The sequence below is a fragment of the Niallia taxi genome, from assembly GCF_032818155.1.
Lineage (GTDB): Bacteria > Bacillota > Bacilli > Bacillales > Cytobacillaceae > Niallia > Niallia taxi_A.
The window spans coordinates 1,355,599-1,372,945 of the sequence record NZ_CP102590.1 but is presented as its reverse complement, the minus strand read 5'-3'; the positions used below and the strand labels follow the sequence as shown (position 1 = coordinate 1,372,945).

General features: G+C 33.3%; 13 protein-coding genes and 3 pseudogenes. 3 read left to right on the top strand and 13 right to left on the bottom strand.

Annotated features, from left to right (window positions below; translation table 11 throughout):
- Positions 1-17 precede the first annotated feature (17 nt).
- The 5 genes and pseudogenes from NQZ71_RS25710 to NQZ71_RS25690 form a co-directional block, all read right to left on the bottom strand.
- A complete protein-coding gene (locus NQZ71_RS25710; protein ID WP_317012073.1) occupies positions 18-539 on the bottom strand; it encodes a hypothetical protein in 522 nt (173 codons plus the stop codon).
- Between the two features lie 477 nt (positions 540-1,016).
- Positions 1,017-1,142 (bottom strand): hypothetical protein, encoded by a 126-nt coding sequence (locus NQZ71_RS25705; protein ID WP_260055866.1) that lies wholly within the window; start codon positions 1,140-1,142, stop codon positions 1,017-1,019.
- Positions 1,143-1,323: 181 nt separating this feature from the next.
- Positions 1,324-1,605 (bottom strand): hypothetical protein, encoded by a 282-nt coding sequence (locus tag NQZ71_RS25700; protein WP_275007445.1) that lies wholly within the window; start codon positions 1,603-1,605, stop codon positions 1,324-1,326.
- A 616-nt stretch (positions 1,606-2,221) separates the two neighbouring features.
- Positions 2,222-2,496, bottom strand: a pseudogene (locus NQZ71_RS25695) (HU family DNA-binding protein).
- Between the two features lie 501 nt (positions 2,497-2,997).
- The gene (locus NQZ71_RS25690; RefSeq protein ID WP_317012071.1) at positions 2,998-3,936 is read right to left on the bottom strand and encodes an aldo/keto reductase; all 939 of its coding nucleotides are present in this window, start codon (positions 3,934-3,936) and stop codon (positions 2,998-3,000) included.
- Between the two features lie 134 nt (positions 3,937-4,070).
- Between NQZ71_RS25690 and NQZ71_RS25685 the strand changes: the two genes are divergently transcribed.
- Entirely contained in the window at positions 4,071-4,724 is a 654-nt protein-coding gene (locus NQZ71_RS25685; RefSeq protein WP_317012070.1) for a TetR/AcrR family transcriptional regulator, read from the top strand.
- A gap of 577 nt (positions 4,725-5,301) precedes the next feature.
- Here the strand turns inward: NQZ71_RS25685 and NQZ71_RS25680 are convergent.
- The 6 genes and pseudogenes from NQZ71_RS25680 to NQZ71_RS25655 all read right to left on the bottom strand — a co-directional run bounded on the left by NQZ71_RS25680 (position 5,302) and on the right by NQZ71_RS25655 (position 13,532).
- Positions 5,302-6,590, bottom strand: a pseudogene (locus NQZ71_RS25680) (IS110 family RNA-guided transposase).
- 942 nt (positions 6,591-7,532) lie between these two features.
- Positions 7,533-8,366 (bottom strand): CPBP family intramembrane glutamic endopeptidase, encoded by an 834-nt coding sequence (locus NQZ71_RS25675; RefSeq protein WP_317012069.1) that lies wholly within the window; start codon positions 8,364-8,366, stop codon positions 7,533-7,535.
- Positions 8,367-8,582: 216 nt separating this feature from the next.
- The gene (locus tag NQZ71_RS25670) at positions 8,583-9,377 is read right to left on the bottom strand and encodes a MerR family transcriptional regulator (protein ID WP_317012068.1); all 795 of its coding nucleotides are present in this window, start codon (positions 9,375-9,377) and stop codon (positions 8,583-8,585) included.
- Positions 9,378-9,847: 470 nt separating this feature from the next.
- Positions 9,848-11,659 (bottom strand): group II intron reverse transcriptase/maturase, encoded by a 1,812-nt coding sequence (gene ltrA, locus NQZ71_RS25665; protein ID WP_455710047.1) that lies wholly within the window; start codon positions 11,657-11,659, stop codon positions 9,848-9,850.
- Positions 11,660-12,526: 867 nt separating this feature from the next.
- On the bottom strand, positions 12,527-13,012 hold the full coding sequence (locus tag NQZ71_RS25660; protein ID WP_317012067.1) for a GNAT family N-acetyltransferase: 486 nt from the start codon (positions 13,010-13,012) through the stop codon (positions 12,527-12,529).
- Positions 13,013-13,163: 151 nt separating this feature from the next.
- Positions 13,164-13,532, bottom strand: a pseudogene (locus tag NQZ71_RS25655) (VOC family protein).
- Between the two features lie 355 nt (positions 13,533-13,887).
- Between NQZ71_RS25655 and NQZ71_RS25650 the strand changes: the two are divergent.
- Entirely contained in the window at positions 13,888-14,709 is an 822-nt protein-coding gene (locus NQZ71_RS25650) for an STAS domain-containing protein (protein ID WP_317012066.1), read from the top strand.
- Positions 14,710-15,203: 494 nt separating this feature from the next.
- Positions 15,204-15,578 (top strand): STAS/SEC14 domain-containing protein, encoded by a 375-nt coding sequence (locus tag NQZ71_RS25645; RefSeq protein ID WP_317012065.1) that lies wholly within the window; start codon positions 15,204-15,206, stop codon positions 15,576-15,578.
- A gap of 195 nt (positions 15,579-15,773) precedes the next feature.
- On the opposite strand, the gene NQZ71_RS25640 is transcribed toward NQZ71_RS25645, so the two are convergent.
- Together NQZ71_RS25640 and NQZ71_RS25635 are read right to left on the bottom strand one after the other, a co-directional pair.
- A complete protein-coding gene (locus tag NQZ71_RS25640) occupies positions 15,774-15,878 on the bottom strand; it encodes a hypothetical protein (RefSeq protein WP_317012543.1) in 105 nt (34 codons plus the stop codon).
- A gap of 511 nt (positions 15,879-16,389) precedes the next feature.
- Positions 16,390-17,346 (bottom strand): ABC transporter permease, encoded by a 957-nt coding sequence (locus NQZ71_RS25635; RefSeq protein ID WP_317012064.1) that lies wholly within the window; start codon positions 17,344-17,346, stop codon positions 16,390-16,392.
- Position 17,347 lies beyond the last annotated feature (1 nt).

The following is a 17,347-nucleotide window of genomic DNA, read 5'->3' as shown; positions in this document are numbered from 1 at the left end:
AACATTCCCCTTCCGTTCTATAATGGTAGAAGTAAATGAAAAACTATAATACCAATAGGGTAAATCCAAGGTAGCCACTTAATGGTTCTCACATTAATTCTTTTAGAAATACCATAAATCATTTCCGGCAAGAAGATAAAGAAAACTTGACATGCTACTCTTAATTTCTCCCCATCACTAAAAGGAATGAATTCAAAACCGTCTGCAGCATTCCCATCAAAATTCCCTAAATACATCAGGAAATTTTCAATCGGTAATACCAAACAAAGCAAAATGCGGCTTATTTGAACAACCAGCCCTAATTGTTTCTTTTTTAATCCTATACAGGATAAAATAATGCCTATTATAGATAGAAGTAATGTCCCTGAGCTTAAATACACTTGCTCCGTGATATATTTTATTAAAAACATTATTAAAAACATAATATCTCCTTTATTATTTAATGCATTTGCTCCCTTTATCATTAAATAATACGCAGTATTTAGCAAGAAAGAACCCGCACTATATCGATACGAGTTCTTTATTTCATTACCAACCAAAAATATCATCTTGTGACATCGGTAATGGTTCTAAAAAGTAAAAGTCGAAAATGGACACATTATTGATTAAATTAATCGAAGGAGGGCAATGCCCCCATAAACTTTTACAATGGATATTTGCCCTATTAAAGAACAGAACCACTTTCCAAAATATAGCATAGTAACCAACCCATCAAGACTATGAAAAACCTTCCAAGCTAAGGATACAGGATGGTTATTTGGCATGCATATTTTTAGTATACCACGATAAATTTTAAGTTTTTATTGAAAGATGTTGACAAACTATTAGCTGGTTTTGTTTAAGTACATTTCTTCACAAACTCGGCCTTTTAGAGTTAATATATTACAGGAATGCTACGTTAGCACCATTGAAATAAAGAAGCCTTAATCCCTACTGGATCAACGCACCATCCATATGTAAAAAAACTTCATCAACAAAAGCCATTCAGATAACTACTAACTTGCATAGTTTCTCCTTTAACCCAACCATTGATTATTATAAGCAATTATTCCTAATATTGCCCCAATCCCCAATCCAAAAGCTAAACCAAACACTCCCCATATCACTTCTGACCTCTTTCGGTTTTTATTACTTACATCCAATATATTAATACCTCCCAATTTAACTTGGTTTCATTAACTTTACGAAAAAGGTTAGGTGTTAGTTTCAATTATCTAACCTGCCATGTTTCCTACAAAAGCTAGTTTTTCATTTATTACAGGAATGCTGCCCTGTTTGTAACATTAAAAAGGTTCTCTCCATCTACTTCAAGATTACACCCCGTTAGCCTTTATAAGAAACATTGATATTACTCAATTGTTTATTCGGATCCCAATTTGTTGGCTTTTCTTCCTCCCTCAACCATTCCATGCCATTCTGTATCCACTCATTACGATAAGTCTCAAAGGAATATCCTAATTCATCATCATCATAACCTGGGTGAAACCCACAACAGCCATAAATTAGGCTTATATCAGGTAACCCGTCTTTGTTATATAAAGGACCTCTTAACCTGGCAAAACCACAAACAGAACATACATAAAATTTTTTCTTTTTAAAAAACATAATCAAACACCTTCTAAATAAATTCATTTTATTTAATATATTAACAAATTAGCCTTAACCTTATATCACTAATCAGCATGTTTATTCCATAAGCCAAGTTTTCATTTGTTACAGGAATGCTGCCACTATAGTTGCATAAACAGAATGCCATCCCTTTTACAGAAAAACACCTTCAACTACGTACTTTATCTCTCAATTAGCCAATTTCACAAGAAACAGAGCGTTAACTCCTGAAATAAGCGTTAATCCTTCTTAGAATTAAATTGAATTTAACAAAAAAGCGTCTAACCCCTTACAAACCAAGGAATTAGACGTATTTTCAACCGAGTTTATTAAGCGTTAATAAGAATTTAACGCAGACTTATATATTCGCATAATAATTGTTTATACTACTTCTCTTGTCCGTTAATGAGACTCCATTGTATTTTCTAGGCAGTATTACTTTCTCCAATTGGTACTATAATCATTCGTTCTGGAACCAGCTATAACATACCGCCTGGTTATACAAATATTTAGTTTTGCTACTTGGAGCATTCTGTCTAAAAATTAATCCTTAAAGAAATTAAAAGGTATATAAAAAGTGGTAGCGGATTAATCCCCTACCATACTAAAGTTCTTATTCTTTTACTGCATCTTTTAAGTTTTTTCCAGCTTTAAAAGTTGGTGCTTTACTTGCTGCAATTTCTATTTCTTCACCAGTTTGCGGGTTACGGCCCTTTCTAGCTGCACGTTCGCTAACAGAGAAAGCACCAAATCCTAATATTTCTACTTTTTCACCATTTTCCAATGATGTTGTGATTGTTTCCATTACAGAGTCAACTACTCTAGATGAGTCTTTTTTTATAGTTCAGAGCTTTCAGCTACTGCATTAATAAGTTCTGTTTTGTTCATAATTATGTACCTCCTAAAAATCAGTTCTCCAAATAGGACACTACTAGTATTTCACAAACTTTTTTAATTCGCAATTATAAAGCTAATGACATGGAGCCTTATTAAAAAGGTAGTATCAGATGTAACATAATATGTACCACTTAGGAAGCTCTTATGAAACAAACGCCCCCGATTGTTTAAGTACGTTGTTTCACAAACTTTCCTTTATTACAGGAATGCTGCCCTTATAGTGACATAAGAAAAAGACTTCCCTTTTATATAAGGAAAGAAACCCGTTAGTTTAATTACAATTCTTCACAATCTTATTTAGACATTATAAACTTAATTCCTTTATTTTATTATCCATTCAAATAGGCACAATCCCTTATTAAAGAATTACGCCCGATTGTTGAACATCTCATTAATTCTATTCAAGGAATACAAACAAAATAAACCCAGCCCTTTGTTAAATAAAAGGTTGGGTTTATTTAATATTTTTATAATTGGTGAACTGATTATTATTTAATAACGTGTCCCGGCAACATTGGGGCTAATAGCATCAAGTGCTGCTAATTCCTCATTTGTTAGTTTTATATCAGCTGCTTTTACATTTTCCTCTAAATATTTCACTCGTTTTGTTCCTGGAATTGGTACAGCACCGTTTGCCATTGTCCAAGCAACTGCCATTTGAGCAACTGAAACCCCTTTTGCAACTGCCATTTCTTCTAGTTTTGTAACAACATCTACATTAGCTTGGAAGTTTTCAGGTTGGAAGCGAGGTAGTCTACGTCGCATATCATCAGCGGCTAGATCCTCAAATGATTTTAATTCGCCAGAAATGAAGCCACGGCTTAATGGACTGTATGCCACGTGCGTAATGCCTAATTCACGTGTTGTCGGTAAAATTTCTTCTTCAATGTCACGACTCCATAGTGAATATTCTGTTTGCAGTGCTGCGATTGGGTGGACACTGTTAGCTCGACGAATTTGTTCTGCATTCGCTTCAGAAAGACCCAATGTTCGCACTTTACCCGCTTGTACAAGTTCCGCCATCGCGCCAACAGTTTCTTCAATCGGCACATTTGGGTCTACACGGTGTTGATAGTAAATGTCGATGTAATCAATGTTTAAACGACGTAATGAATCATCAATCGCTTTTTTCACGTAGTCTGGATGCCCACCAATAAATTGCCAGTTCGGACCGAATGTGAATTTTGTAGCAACGATTGCTTGCTCACGTTTACCACCTTGTAACGCTTTACCAAGTAATTCCTCATTATGACCATTTCCGTAAGTGTCAGCTGTGTCTAATAAGTTAATGCCAAGTTCTAATGAACGGTGGATTGTTTTAATTGATTCGTTGTCATCAATTGTTCCATATACCCCCGGTGACATTCCCATCATGCCAAGACCAATTGGTGAAATTTCAATATCTGAATTGCCTAATTTACGTTTTTCCATCTAAGAACAACTCCTTTGTCGTTTGTGAAATCATCATAACATAACAAAGTAGACAAATAAAGTGTTTATTGTCTACTTTGTTTAATGTATTTTTTGTTTCTGCTATAATAAAGGCAATGGGGAGGCTGTTTCATATGGATGAACGAAAAAAGCAACAACAGCAAGAAAAACTTATCCTGAAGGTACTTGGCAACATTCGTGAACAGCAATTTGCTAGTATGAATATGGAAGATATGGCAAAGTTAATGGGCATTAGTCGTGCAACTTTATATAAATATTTTGCAAATAAAGAAGATATTTTTGAACATTTCACGAATGGATTAATTCAGTATATTGAAGCAAATCAATTAAACGATGTAACAGAAGAAACGCTGATGACGTACTTCCAGCTCGTGTTTGAGCAATCGACTTCACTTGCACTACTTGTACCAGATTCATTTCTGCAACAGTTAAAGGATATGTATCCAGAAATGCATAGTCGTTTAGCACGTGCAACGGAAGAACGAAATAAGCAGACAATTGCATTTTACCGATTTGGGATGGAGAAGGGATTTTTTCGCCAACTTAACCCGCATTTACTTGTACAGCAACAACAGTTGTTTGAGACACTTTTTAACGTAAAGTTTTTAATACAAAATCAGTATACCGTGGAGCAGGCACTGTGGGATTTTTACTATTTACAAAAAGAGCAGCTGATATTCGAGCGTTATCAAGAGTTGTTAAATGATAAAGTGATGAAACCAAAAATGGTGTATTTGGCTAATAAAGTTGCAAATTTGATTTTCTAAAACAAAAGAGAGTGTATGATTTCAAATCATACACCCTCTTTTGTTTATTTATTTAACAAATGCTTCACTTTAGTTCTTTACAAGCGTTGTTGAATAACCTTTCATAAGTGTTATTCAACAATGTATCCCGATTATTGAATATCAGCTAAATATCCTTCTTCAACAAACCTCCCTCAATAAACAAACAATTATCTCTTAAATACGCAGTTTTTCTCCATATTGCTATCTAACCTATTTAACTTCATAGATTTGATTAGAGAAAAAAGAATACAATCAAGCTGTTACGAAGAAAATGAGCGCAAGAAACTAGCCAACCTTCGGTTTATTTCAAAAAGTTGGATAAATAGGTATATACGCACCAATGGATGTCCACATCTCTTACTGAGGTCTACCCTCCCAAGTCTCACAGAGTCTACGCTCCTACATTCCTTCGTTCAACCTTTCCATAAGGTGGATGTCGGTCATGCTGCCCCACAGGATCTACGTCCTTACGTTAGTTGCATTGCCGACTAATCCCATGCTTATTTTGTCTGTTTATCTTTCCAAATCTATTTATTAAAAGTTAGTTTTATAGTGATTAAGCTGCTATTGGTTCTTGGATAAATGCATGCATATGAGGGATGTCCTTCAACATCTTCTCCTCTTGAAATACAAACTGTTTCTTACCAATAGAGAATAGAATGCGTATGAGCTTATTACACAAAGCAATTATAGACTGCATCTTTTTCAACGGATTGTCAGGTCTCGTTGTGTAGTAAAGATGTAGGGATTTAAAGGCTTTGTTCTTGGCTACTAGAATCATAGATGCCCGGAATAACAATGCTCGTAATTTCTTTCGACCACGTTTGGTTATTCTGGTCCTCCCTTTATGCTTACCTGATGTATTTTCTTTTAAGCTAAGTCCTGCCAGTTTGGTTATCTGGCGAGGATGATTGTATTCACTCAAATCGCCTACTTCAGCGAAGAAACCCGCCACTGTATCGCGTCCAATTCCTGTTATCTCTAACATTTGATCAACGCCTGGAATATCTTGAAGTAGTGTATCCAGAGTTTGGTCAAGCTCTTCGAACTTGGCTTGAATGAGTTCATACTTTTGAATTAACGTTCTTAATTCCATTTTAGCCATCATGGCACCCTGACAAATGCCAATCGAGCGATTGGCGGCTTCTTTTAAGGCACGAATCTTCTTTATTCCTACACTTTTTTTCACTGCTTGCCTTAGATAATCCAGTAGTTCTTCATCTGTATATTCACCTAGTTCGTAAGGTAAAGCTTCGAGTTTTAATAAATGTAAAGCTGCCTTGCCTTCCCAACTTTTAAAAGCGGTAAAGAACTCTGGAAAGTATCGATCAATCCAGTTGTGTACCTGTCCTTGTGTAAGTCTACATTTAATAGATCACGTAATTTCTTAGCCACACGTAGTTCCGCAAAAACTCCTTGTGGTATCGTTGGTTCGGCGTATCTACCATCTTTGACTAGCTGTGCAATGCCTTTTGCGTCTTTTACATCATTTTTTGTTGGAGAGTTATCATCTAACTCCTTACTGTGCTTGACGTGTAAAGGGTTGACCGTTACGAACTTAATCTGTTCCTCCTTTAGAATATGAGCTAAATTAAGCCAATAATGGCCTGTAGGCTCCATTCCAGTAATGACAGAATCCATTTCGCATGACTCTTTTATTTGATTAATCCAATCAATAAATGTCCTAAATCCTTCTTGGGTATTATCAAAAAAGCAAGTAGAACCCAGCTCCATTCCACGATAATCCTGAGCTCTAGCTACATGATGATGTTTGGCAATATCAATACCAACCACTAAGGTTTTAGGTGTGATTTGAGCTATTTTATGATTTTGGTTATAATTCACAGTGAGACCTCCGAGTAGATATTTTGTCCCTTTTAGCTGGCCAGCTCAGGACACATTTATCTTATCAAGAGGTCTTTTTTCTTTCAAACCGCATTTTCACTTATTACAGGAATGCAGCCCCGTTTGTGACACAAGAAAAATTTTGATTATTTAATAACGGAATGCTGCCACTATAGTACCTTAATAACAAGGCGGTTTAAGTTAATTGTTTATATTAAATAACGAAACGGAACTCTCTAGTTTATAGAAGTCCCATTTCGTTATCTAATCGTATAGTTGAGTTTTATTTTTAACAATATCTGCAATTTCCCAACCAATTAAAATGACTGAAATTAAATAAGAAAAACCAATTATAAAGTAATTTGGATTAGGAATTATCATTACATATGCAGACATACCGAGACTAAGGATAGAGCCAATTAATATTTAGAGATAAGCATAGTTTGTGAATACATACAGTTTTACAAAAGAGGGCATTCCTTAAATTAGGGAAGCAGATCACTTGGAATTCAATAGGCTCTCTTTCAAGTCTTCCCCATTCATCATATTGATTATAATAGCTTATAACCTCACTCATGATTTTCACCTTTTTCAATTTTTTACCTAATTATTTTCGGCGCTAACCTGCCATTTATAGCAACATAAGAAAGATTATCTAAGGTAAAAACGCCCGTTCGTTTAAGTGTCTAAACGTATACATAATTATTGCTAGTTAAGAGAACATTCTAATGCAATTTGTTATGTTTTAATTATATTTTTTAAATTAAAACTAACTTCAATTGCCTGTAATAACTAAATCTTGAATCTTCTCTACTCTGTTTCCGAAGGAGGTCTCTGAACTCAAAAAGTTCAAAACCTGGTATTGGTACGCCTTCGAATGGCAGCCTAATCATGAATTATTAGCATAAAATAGCCAAAGCATATAACTGAACAATAAGATCACTAAATACGGTATTCCTTTTCATTATTTATGCTAGGAACATTCATGCCATACAAAACTTTTTTGGGGTTAATAATTATAATTATTATTGCTGCTGTTAAGTAAAAAATTGCGTTATACGTAATCAAATGGATTAAGTTTCCGTTTATTAAGCCAATATAAAAATTAAAGAATTGATGGACGATGATTGGAATGATTAAATTCTGATTTAAATTATAAAATGCGGCCATGATAATTGAAGTAGATATGATTGAGATCATAAAGGATAAGATATAAATAATCAAATCCATGCCCCAATACCCTGTAGTCAGCCACATAGGCAGATGCCACAATCCCCACCAAAAGCCGATGATAATTGAAGCTTTTAATGGCGAGAATCTCTTTTGAAGCTCAACTTGAGCAAAACCTCTCCACCCTAATTCTTCACCTAGTGGTCCAGACAGTAGGTTTCTAAAAAAGTAATAGAACAGCATTCCCCATGAAGATATAGTAAAAATAGATTCTACTTCCCTTTTATTCATTATGAGAAACAAAATGATCATAAATAGGGCCAATTGAATCATACAAACAGAGAGGATTACAGTTAATTTAATCTTAGTCTTGAATTTATTTTTAACAAAATCTATAAAGCTCTGCCCAGGAAAGATTTTTTTAAATAATATTGCAAAAGCAAAGGTGGAAGACCAAGCTGATATACAGCGTGCTAAATCAAAAACCCATGTAGGAAATCCCAATATCTTTATGGTCCCTACCAGAAAAAAAAGTGGTAAAAAAATGATATTGGTTAGCAGAATAAAACTTGCTACTGGCTTTTTTAATTTCTTTTCTATACTCATACAGATCACCCGCTTATAACGAAGTATTTCGCCAATACCATAACGCTTATATTAACGAATATCTTCAGCTTAAACCTAGGGGTTAGGCACAGGTCAATAAATTTTTTGTATTATTTATTCGATAAGTGAGCAATAAGACTCTTCCAGTAATAATAGTAAGTATAGGCTTTGCTTGTTCCTCTATCTGGATGTAGATGAAGTTTACTCAAATCAAATTCACTTTATTGGTACATACATTTCCAAAAAAATACGTTCAAGTCCATCTTCATAAGTGGTAAGCAATAGATTTACATAAGCAAGCCCCAATAGTTCATACCCTTGTTCTTTTGCTGCTTTCCTTAAACTTTCTTCCACTTTATGGTCAGTGTTTTTTCCACCTGTTGACCATCTTCCATCTTCAACAACTGTATAAATACATTTTGGATGAGATAGTATTTCACCTTCTATAGCTTTGTCACCATCTTTTACTTTTTTTACAATGATAAATTTATCTTCAAGAATACCTTCTTCATTGAAACTTATTACTCTTCTTAAAGATGTGAGAATAACTGCTTTTTTTAAACTTTCTGTGCTTTCTTTTAGAATGTCATATTCTTCATATGAGGTATAATGCTTCATTTCGCCTTTTATTTCTAAAGGATTCATTGCTTTTACTGTGTATGTATTTAAAAAAATCCTTATTTTTTCACAATCTTCTTTTACACTCTGAATCTTTTTTAACAACATTTTGTTATATTCTATTATTTCCAAAACCTCTTGTTCTTTCTCTTCTATTAATGATTGTATTCCCTCTATACTCTTACTTCTTTTTAACTCTTGTATTTTCTTTATTTCAATATCAATTTCTCTGTAGAAATTGACTGATGTTATATCATATATATCAAAATGATTATATTGTCTGTACCCATTCTCACTATTTTGCTTAGGCTTGATTAACTTCTTTTCCTCATAGAATTTCAAGGTATCTCTAGATACATCCAAAAATTTAGCTACTTGTCCAATTGTATACATGGTACTCTCCTTTATCTTTAATATTTGCCCTTCATAACGGGTAAGAGAAGATGTTGAAGGACATCCCCGATATGTATGCATTTATCCAAGAACCAATAGCAGCTTAATCACTATAAAACTAACTATTATCAAATAGATTAGGAAAGATGAACGGACAAAATCAGCATGGGATTAGTCGGCAACGCATCATCTAAGAATTTGTTTGTAACTTTTTATTCTACAATCCATACTTCAACCATAATTTCTCCCAGTTAAAATAGTTAGTAACTCTATTATACAGTGATTTTCATTTTAAAAATTCCTAGTATGTGAAATAATGTACTTAATACAGATAGGTAAGGGTTTGAGGTTATCGCTCCCTTTTCCCCCTGTTCACACCGTACGTGCGACTTTCACCGCATACGGCGTTCCAACTAAACCAATTTATTGTTTTCTATGTATTTAAGCAGTTAGAGTGCTGGATTCCAATGTTAGATAATTTCATTTTGACATTTTAATCGTAGTTTATTTACTTTTTCTTTCTGCTTTCTATCTAGATTTAAAGATTGTAAAAGATTTTTTATTTTAACTTTGTCTCTTAGATGTATCAACTGATGTATTGCTTTATGAACAACAATCAAGTTTGAATAACTGTCATCTCTGGACAGTGAAAAAGGAGTTATATGATGGCAGTGCCATTCATTAATTCCTAACTTTTCATCTAATATGGCACATTTTCCATATTGTGCGATAAACTTACTGATTCTGTTGTCATTGTACTCAATTGTTCTGTTTGGAATGTAGTTTTTCATGATATAAGAGAGCGTTGTTTTATCAATAGCTTTCAGGCTATTGTGTATTTTATCTCTACCTTCGGTAGTAAAGTTACAAATCGTTTGCGAGAAACACAGTGGAGTTCTCCAACGCTGGGCATGTATGGGGACAAATACCATCTGTTGTATCTTAAATAGTCTCACATTATAACCCTTGTACCTCTTCTGTAAGGTTTTTGTCATATCATGAATACTTGCCTCTGTTCTAATGTTCTTTAATTGATTATATATCGATTTACGAAGATGAGCGTTTAACTGATTAAGATTAATAGTAATGTTTGTTGCGAAAGCGTAATAGTTTTGGATACCCATAACGACAGTATTGAAATTCCAAACAGTTTCAGCACAAGGTTTTCTTTTGACTACTTTTATAGCCTTTTTAATCTGTCGGGAGGTATTTTCTTTAGCCTTTTTGGACATATCAGACCTCGCTACATAACCAAACCTTGTTTTTCCTTTCCTTACAGCCTTTATTAAGAATCCAAGGAACTCGGAAGAGTTTTTCTTTAGATTTATTACTTTCGATTTCTCCTCGCTAGTTTCCAACTGCAGTCTTTTTCTCAAGAAATCTCTCAATGCGTAATTCATTCTTATTGCTTGTGACCTAGTTCTGCACAGTACCTTAAAATCGTCCGCATAACGGATGATAAAACATTCTTTTAACGACGTTTTCTTTAGCTGCTGATATTTATTACCAGAGGTGGAATAGGTATATCTGCTTTCAAACGTTTCCCATTGGTCACTAACCCACCAATCTAATTCATTTAACACAATGTTAGATAATAAAGGTGACAGTATACCTCCTTGCGGAGTACCTTTAATAGGTACTCCTTCCCCTTCAATCTCTGCTTTAAGTAGCCTAGATATAATGGAAAGAAGTGATTTATCCCTAATACCTATAGACCACATTTGCTTCAAAAGCTTGCTATGATTAACGTTATCAAAGAATCCTTTAATATCCACATCAACACAATGATATAGGCCCGATTGGTTAATGAGAAACTCAAGTCTGGCTTTGGCATGATGCGTGCTGCGATTCGGTCTAAATCCATAACTATGTTTATGGAATTTTGCTTCGCAAATTGGCTCTAAAATTTGAAGTATGCACTGTTGAAAAATTCTATCCCATATGGTTGGAATACCCAAAGGTCTAGTTTTCCCATTTCCTTTTGGAATAAATACGCGCCTTACTGTTTGTGGTTCATACCTTTTAAACATAGATTGAACCTTTGCTATTACATCTTCTACTGTTAAATGCAAAATATCATTAATTGTTAACTTGTCAGTTCCACCAGTTTTACTACCAGTGTTCCTTTTAATGTTCCGGTAGGCAAGTCGTATATTATCTTGAGAACTCATTAATTCTGTTAATTCATAGAAGCTATGACCACTGACACTTTGAGAATATAGTCTGTCAAAACAATCTTGCATACTATAATACTCGCTGTGCCTCAATTTCTTCCGTTTCAATAAGTTGGTGACTCCTTTCGGAGTTAAACCTCTTTTAGTCTTACGAGAACCTTATTAATCGATAAAGAACTGCCTTACTTGGTTCAATAAATCTTTATTAGTCTAGTGGCTATCCCTCCATGTGGATTAGACATTTCATAGGTACTGTGCCACCACTTTCACTGATATAAAGACAAGTTATGCAGTAACTAGTATCATTATTGCTTTCCTTGTCATCGTTTCATTAGAAGTAAGTCCTCCACGTTATCAGTTTACAACGTTGAGTTATATCTATTATAGAATGAACTTAGGTGCTTCCTTTAAGCCTGTTAACGTTCATACGCCTGTAACGTATCATGGGTTTTTATATTAGTTATTCTTACTCACCCACAGCTAACCTCACAATTTGGTGATATACACATTTCTATGTATCGCAGTTATAGACCCGTACATTCAGAAATTTGTCAGCTTAACCTTTACTTTTAGGTTTTTTCGCATTCTCACCATATTCATTCAACTCAAGCACCATGAATTACACCACTCCATCGAGTAGGCTTTCGTCAGCCGAACTGATACGGTAATTTCTCATGCCTTTTCATCGAGCTTATAACACTTTCATCCTTACTAAATCAGTGCTATTCGACTAAGAGAGAACCCTTCCGAGCGTTACCTCATCATTTGATTCTTTGATATAACCCTTCAGTTCCGAAAGGAACTGCCTAATCTTTACCGGAGTAATGTATCCATCCTCCATTTAAACTAGGAACATTTCGCACAAGTAAACTGCCACGATTGTGACATAACAAAAGGCTTCCCTTCTATTTAAGAAAAGCCCCCTATAGCTTAAGTACATTTCTTTACAAAGTGAACCTTTTTACAGTTCTTTTATTACAGGAATGCTGCCCTTTTGGAAAAACCCTTATTAATTTTCTTTTCTAGAATGGTTAACGAAAGACGCTCATCTACGAACATATCACTTGACTTCGCAAATCCATTTTTTTGATAAAAATTTATCGCAGGTGCATTTTTAGAGCCTGTAGATACTATAATTGTTTCAAATTCTTTTCCATTGGTTTGAATGAAATCTAATAACTTCTTGGCAATACCTTTTCTAAAATGGTTGGGATGCACAAATAGTCGATGTATATCCATTACACTATTTTCTATTTTTATTGAAATAGCTCCACTTAACTCTTCACTTATGTAATAGCCATAAAAAGTTTCTCCACTTTGTTGTAAGCTATCAATTGTATCTTTTAATGGTGGAATTTCATAAAAATCTATTAACTCTGCTTCTACTATATAAGATGGTATTTGAACTTTTAATACATCTTTAGCGAATTTCGGATTAGTAATATCTATTTGCTTAATCAAATTTATCTCTCCCTAATTAGATGACTTGCTTGCTCTATTCTTACTCCGATAACCTGCCCGTTTGTGCCATATGAGTGGTTATTTTAGTTATTACAGGAATGCTACTCTATTGTGACATAAGAAAACAGCTACCTCCCCGGTAACTGTTTTCTTATGAAAGACACTCAATCATTTCCACTCTTTTTCCAAATGGGTCCCTGAATTCAAAACGCTCAAAACCTGGTATAGGAACTCCTTCAATTATCTGTATACTATTTTTTCCTAAAACGTTTTTCCAGAAGGTAATATCCTCAACTTGATAGGCTAGCTAAATAGGCTTTTGTTTTTAATCTGTCAAAGCCATCTTCAGTTCCTATATGTACATCTTTATCTCCGACTTCTATCCAAAATCCTCCACGTTCCTTCAATGAATCAGGTTTTTCTTTTTCAGGTAAACCGAGAATTTCACAATAAAAATTTTCCCCTCTTCCTCTGTACCTTTTGGAATTGTTATTTGAGCATGATGTAAACCAATAATCATAAAAGCTCCCCTCTCATTCCAATAAAGTATGTTTTTAATTTCCTTTTATTTCTAAATTCATATTAATTTTATAATCATTCGAACAATAAGTATATTATTAATAATTTATTATCCTTGATAAATTTTACTTATCAGATATTCAACAAAACTGCCCCGTTTCTACCATAAGCTAGTTTTTCATTTATTACAGGTATGGTGCCCTGTTAACCGAATTGGAACTTACTCTAATATTTTTCTTCAGTTAATCAACAAAAAATTAAATCATTTACATCCTACTAGGTGGTTTAAAAATATTACAAAAAGGGTATATGTTATTTTTATGTATCTATAAGGTAGTTAAATTGGGGGCATAAATATGGAGACAAAACTCATCTTTAAGACAGATATAATAGATTATATAAACCAAAACGGAGAAACTTTTGATAATATGCTATTGTCTGAAGCAACAAACGTTTCAGGAAAAATTAAAGAAATATTAGATAAGGGAAATATTGATTTATTAAAAAATGCAAGAAAATTAATTTTTTATGTAGTTGAACAGAATGATTCAGAACTAGTTGCTTTTGCTAAACAGGAGGGAATTGCCTGGGCGACTTACTCTTTAACACTGGCATTAAAATTAGAATGGGTACAAGCTATTAGAAGAACGGTATGGCAGATTATAAATTTAATAGATGAAAAACAGGCTATAATAACAGGGAAAACGGAATATTCAATACTTGAAAAAATAATAAATGACAGAATCGATCAATTCCTAAACAATTTTTTCCTTAGTTATTCAGATTACAAAGATAAAATGATCCTTCAACAAAGAGAATTGGTAGAACATTTGTCAGTTCCGATTATTCCTGTAAATTCAATACTTTCTGTTTTGCCTTTGATTGGTACCATTGACTCGTATAGGATTAAAATAATTGAGGAAAAAATTTTAAATGATATAGCTAAATCTAGAATCCAAACACTTGTTATAGACCTTTCAGGAATAGCATTGATGGAAATGGATGTCATAGGTTACTTTGAAAAAATATTAGCTGGTATTTCTATGATGGGATGTAAAGCTATACTTACTGGAATCAGACCTGACCTTGTGAAGAAAATGGTTCATTCTGGAATAAGATTTCAACAAGATGCTGAAACTAGAGGCACATTACAAGAAACTTTAAAGAGATACCTTTAAAGTTTCTTGTACAAGACATATTCTTTATAAAAAATAAGCAACACCCATTCATTTAGGATCAAGAATGAGGCACCCCCGAAAAGTTTGAGTTTTAAAATAAGCAGTTAGTAAAACCATAACAATCTTAACTAATCGTTGTTTAGAAAGCCTTAGCGAAAGTATTCGGGCAAGCTTCTCCATTTGGTGTAAGGCTGTGCTTTGACTGCAGCTTTACATCCTGCACCATATAAAACCCTTTGAATCCCATTCAGGGTAGTACAACATCCCTTGAACGACTCAACTGCTTATTTGTTTGTTTTCCTTACTCCGAATAAGTTAAAAAGAGAAATAAAATTAATGAGTATCTTATGGGAATTTACCGTAGGTATTATGTTTGATCTCACTATTGGCGGGGGATTATTGGATTATTATAAAGTACTCTTTCATATCAAAAAATTAACCTATGCTCCTAACTAATATCCGGTTTATACTACTAATAAGGAGTTGATTTTTATTTGAATGTTAATAATACGAGTACATCCATCTCGAAAGATATGATTATTACTAATTTGACAGGCTATATCTCTATAATAGATGTAGATATGTGGTTTGATTCATTTGAACAAACATGTAATGTATTCATTAACCAAGGCAAAAAATTTAAGTTGTTAGTAAATCGTAAGGGGTATACACCAGAACATTTCTTCGTTCAAAAAATGTGGAAAGACAAGTTTTTCTCGAATGATCTATTAGAAAATACCATTGCAATTGCCTTTTTATTAGATGAAGGAGTTATTTTAGATCACTTTAACCAATCTAATACTAAAAAAAATATAAGATTCTCAAGCGACTATGATCACTTGGTTAACTGGATTACTAATTACAAATAAAAGCGTTAATATCTTAAGTAACCGAAAGGTAATTTTTTTATTTTTACAGCTGTTATCTATAGTGTTGATACTTTTATCACTATCCTCCATCAATAAACAAACACAAGGCGATCCTCAATTTATGGATCACTATCAATAATATCACGAGACTATTTAATGATTACTCAAATGTATATAATTTAAGCATTTTCCTTTTTAGGAAGCATTTTTCTCCCTAAGTATAATCATTTTTAAATTCACCAAATTATCTAACCTCTTACTTAGTAATATGGTTTCCTTAGCAGATAATCCTTTTGTCATTCCAACATTAATCATATTATTTCTTAATATCTTAATTTGTTCGTCTAAAAGATTATTCATATACATTATCCTTTTCTTGTTATTTACAAGAACATATTTTATCAGTTGTATACGCATTCAATAAAGACTTTTCTTTCGCCATATAACGACAAAATCCCAACTTCAACATCCTATTATTTGTTATAAAATAGACTTTTCCACTTCAACAAACCTGCCCTGTTTATGACACAAGAAGGATTCTCTTCAATAAATGTAGATGGGTTTGAGAAAGAATACACTCTTACATCCAGAAGAAGCAGCTGATTTTGAGAATTTGCTAGGCAAAAAGATTAAATGGTGAAGGAAACGCAATCTACACGAAGAGCTAAAAAGAACTGAAAATCTTGTGTACGATCAAATAGTTTACTATGAAATAACAAATCTATAACTCCTTTTCACAAATATGAATGCGAATAAGCCCCCTATAAAAAAGACATTTAACTCGTAAATGTCTTCTCACATTTATATCTATTTAAGTTACTACATCTCTTTTTTCAAACATATAGAATGAAATAAATTTAAAGATAATAAAATATATTATTAAATTTATTATAGAAAACGTTAGTGTTTGGCCTTCTGGGGGAGCACCTTCCACATACTGATATAAATTTGTATTCGCAAAAAATAAATATTTAGCAAAACCTTTATCTAGTAAGGATAACACACTACTAGTAAGAGTCCCTGCAAACTGAATAAAGATACTAATTGTTATCGCAATTGTGTTCTTTTTGAATATAGTGGAAATCATAAAAGCAAAACTAGCTATCATAATAACACCAACAAACTTGGAACCAAAGTATTGAAGGAAATGGTAAAATATCGAAACATCCTTAATTTCTCCATTAGCCATAAATACATAACGTAGACCTGGTTCACTGAACCCAAATACAATAGTACCTACTATAAGGGATAAACAGAATAATAAGATATACAAGTATAAAGCATTTAAAACAACAGTCATAAACTTAGCTATTATAAATTTCCAACGATTAACTGGGCGCATTAATAATAACTTAATTGTTCCCCATGTATATTCTTGGGATACAATGCTAGCAGCTATTATAATAATAAACAAAGTAATTAAGCCCGTAAAACCAACTGTTTCCTGAACGAATCCTGAAGCTGTATTGCTATATAAGGGGCTAATATCATTTTCTAAACGATAATTATTCAGTTGCAATTCTTTCTCGATTGTATTTTTTTTGTAGTCTTCTGGTATTGTTTCATCAGCCATTTGCTTAAGTAGTACAGCATTCTTTTCTTCTAGACTGGTTCTCCAATCAGAGGGCGAATCTTCTTCATCGCTATTTAATGTTACAATCAAAGTAAGTGTAATTGTACTAATCAGAATAGCTATTATAATCCACATCATTTTTTGTTTATAGAGCTTCATATGCTCATTTTTTACTAAACGAATAAATTGTTTCATA

Bases quoted from the DNA above. Each gene is read 5' to 3' on its own strand.
- NQZ71_RS25700 (WP_275007445.1), bottom strand. From the start codon at position 1,605: ATGTTTTTTAAAAAGAAAAAATTTTATGTATGTTCTGTTTGTGGTTTT.
- NQZ71_RS25690 (WP_317012071.1), bottom strand. From the start codon at position 3,936: ATGGAAAAACGTAAATTAGGCAATTCAGATATTGAAATTTCACCAATT.
- NQZ71_RS25685 (WP_317012070.1), top strand. From the start codon at position 4,071: ATGGATGAACGAAAAAAGCAACAACAGCAAGAAAAACTTATCCTGAAG.
- NQZ71_RS25675 (WP_317012069.1), bottom strand. From the start codon at position 8,366: ATGAGTATAGAAAAGAAATTAAAAAAGCCAGTAGCAAGTTTTATTCTG.
- NQZ71_RS25670 (WP_317012068.1), bottom strand. From the start codon at position 9,377: ATGTATACAATTGGACAAGTAGCTAAATTTTTGGATGTATCTAGAGAT.
- NQZ71_RS25650 (WP_317012066.1), top strand. From the start codon at position 13,888: ATGGAGACAAAACTCATCTTTAAGACAGATATAATAGATTATATAAAC.
- NQZ71_RS25640 (WP_317012543.1), bottom strand. From the start codon at position 15,878: ATGACAAAAGGATTATCTGCTAAGGAAACCATATTACTAAGTAAGAGG.
- NQZ71_RS25635 (WP_317012064.1), bottom strand. From the start codon at position 17,346: ATGAAACAATTTATTCGTTTAGTAAAAAATGAGCATATGAAGCTCTAT.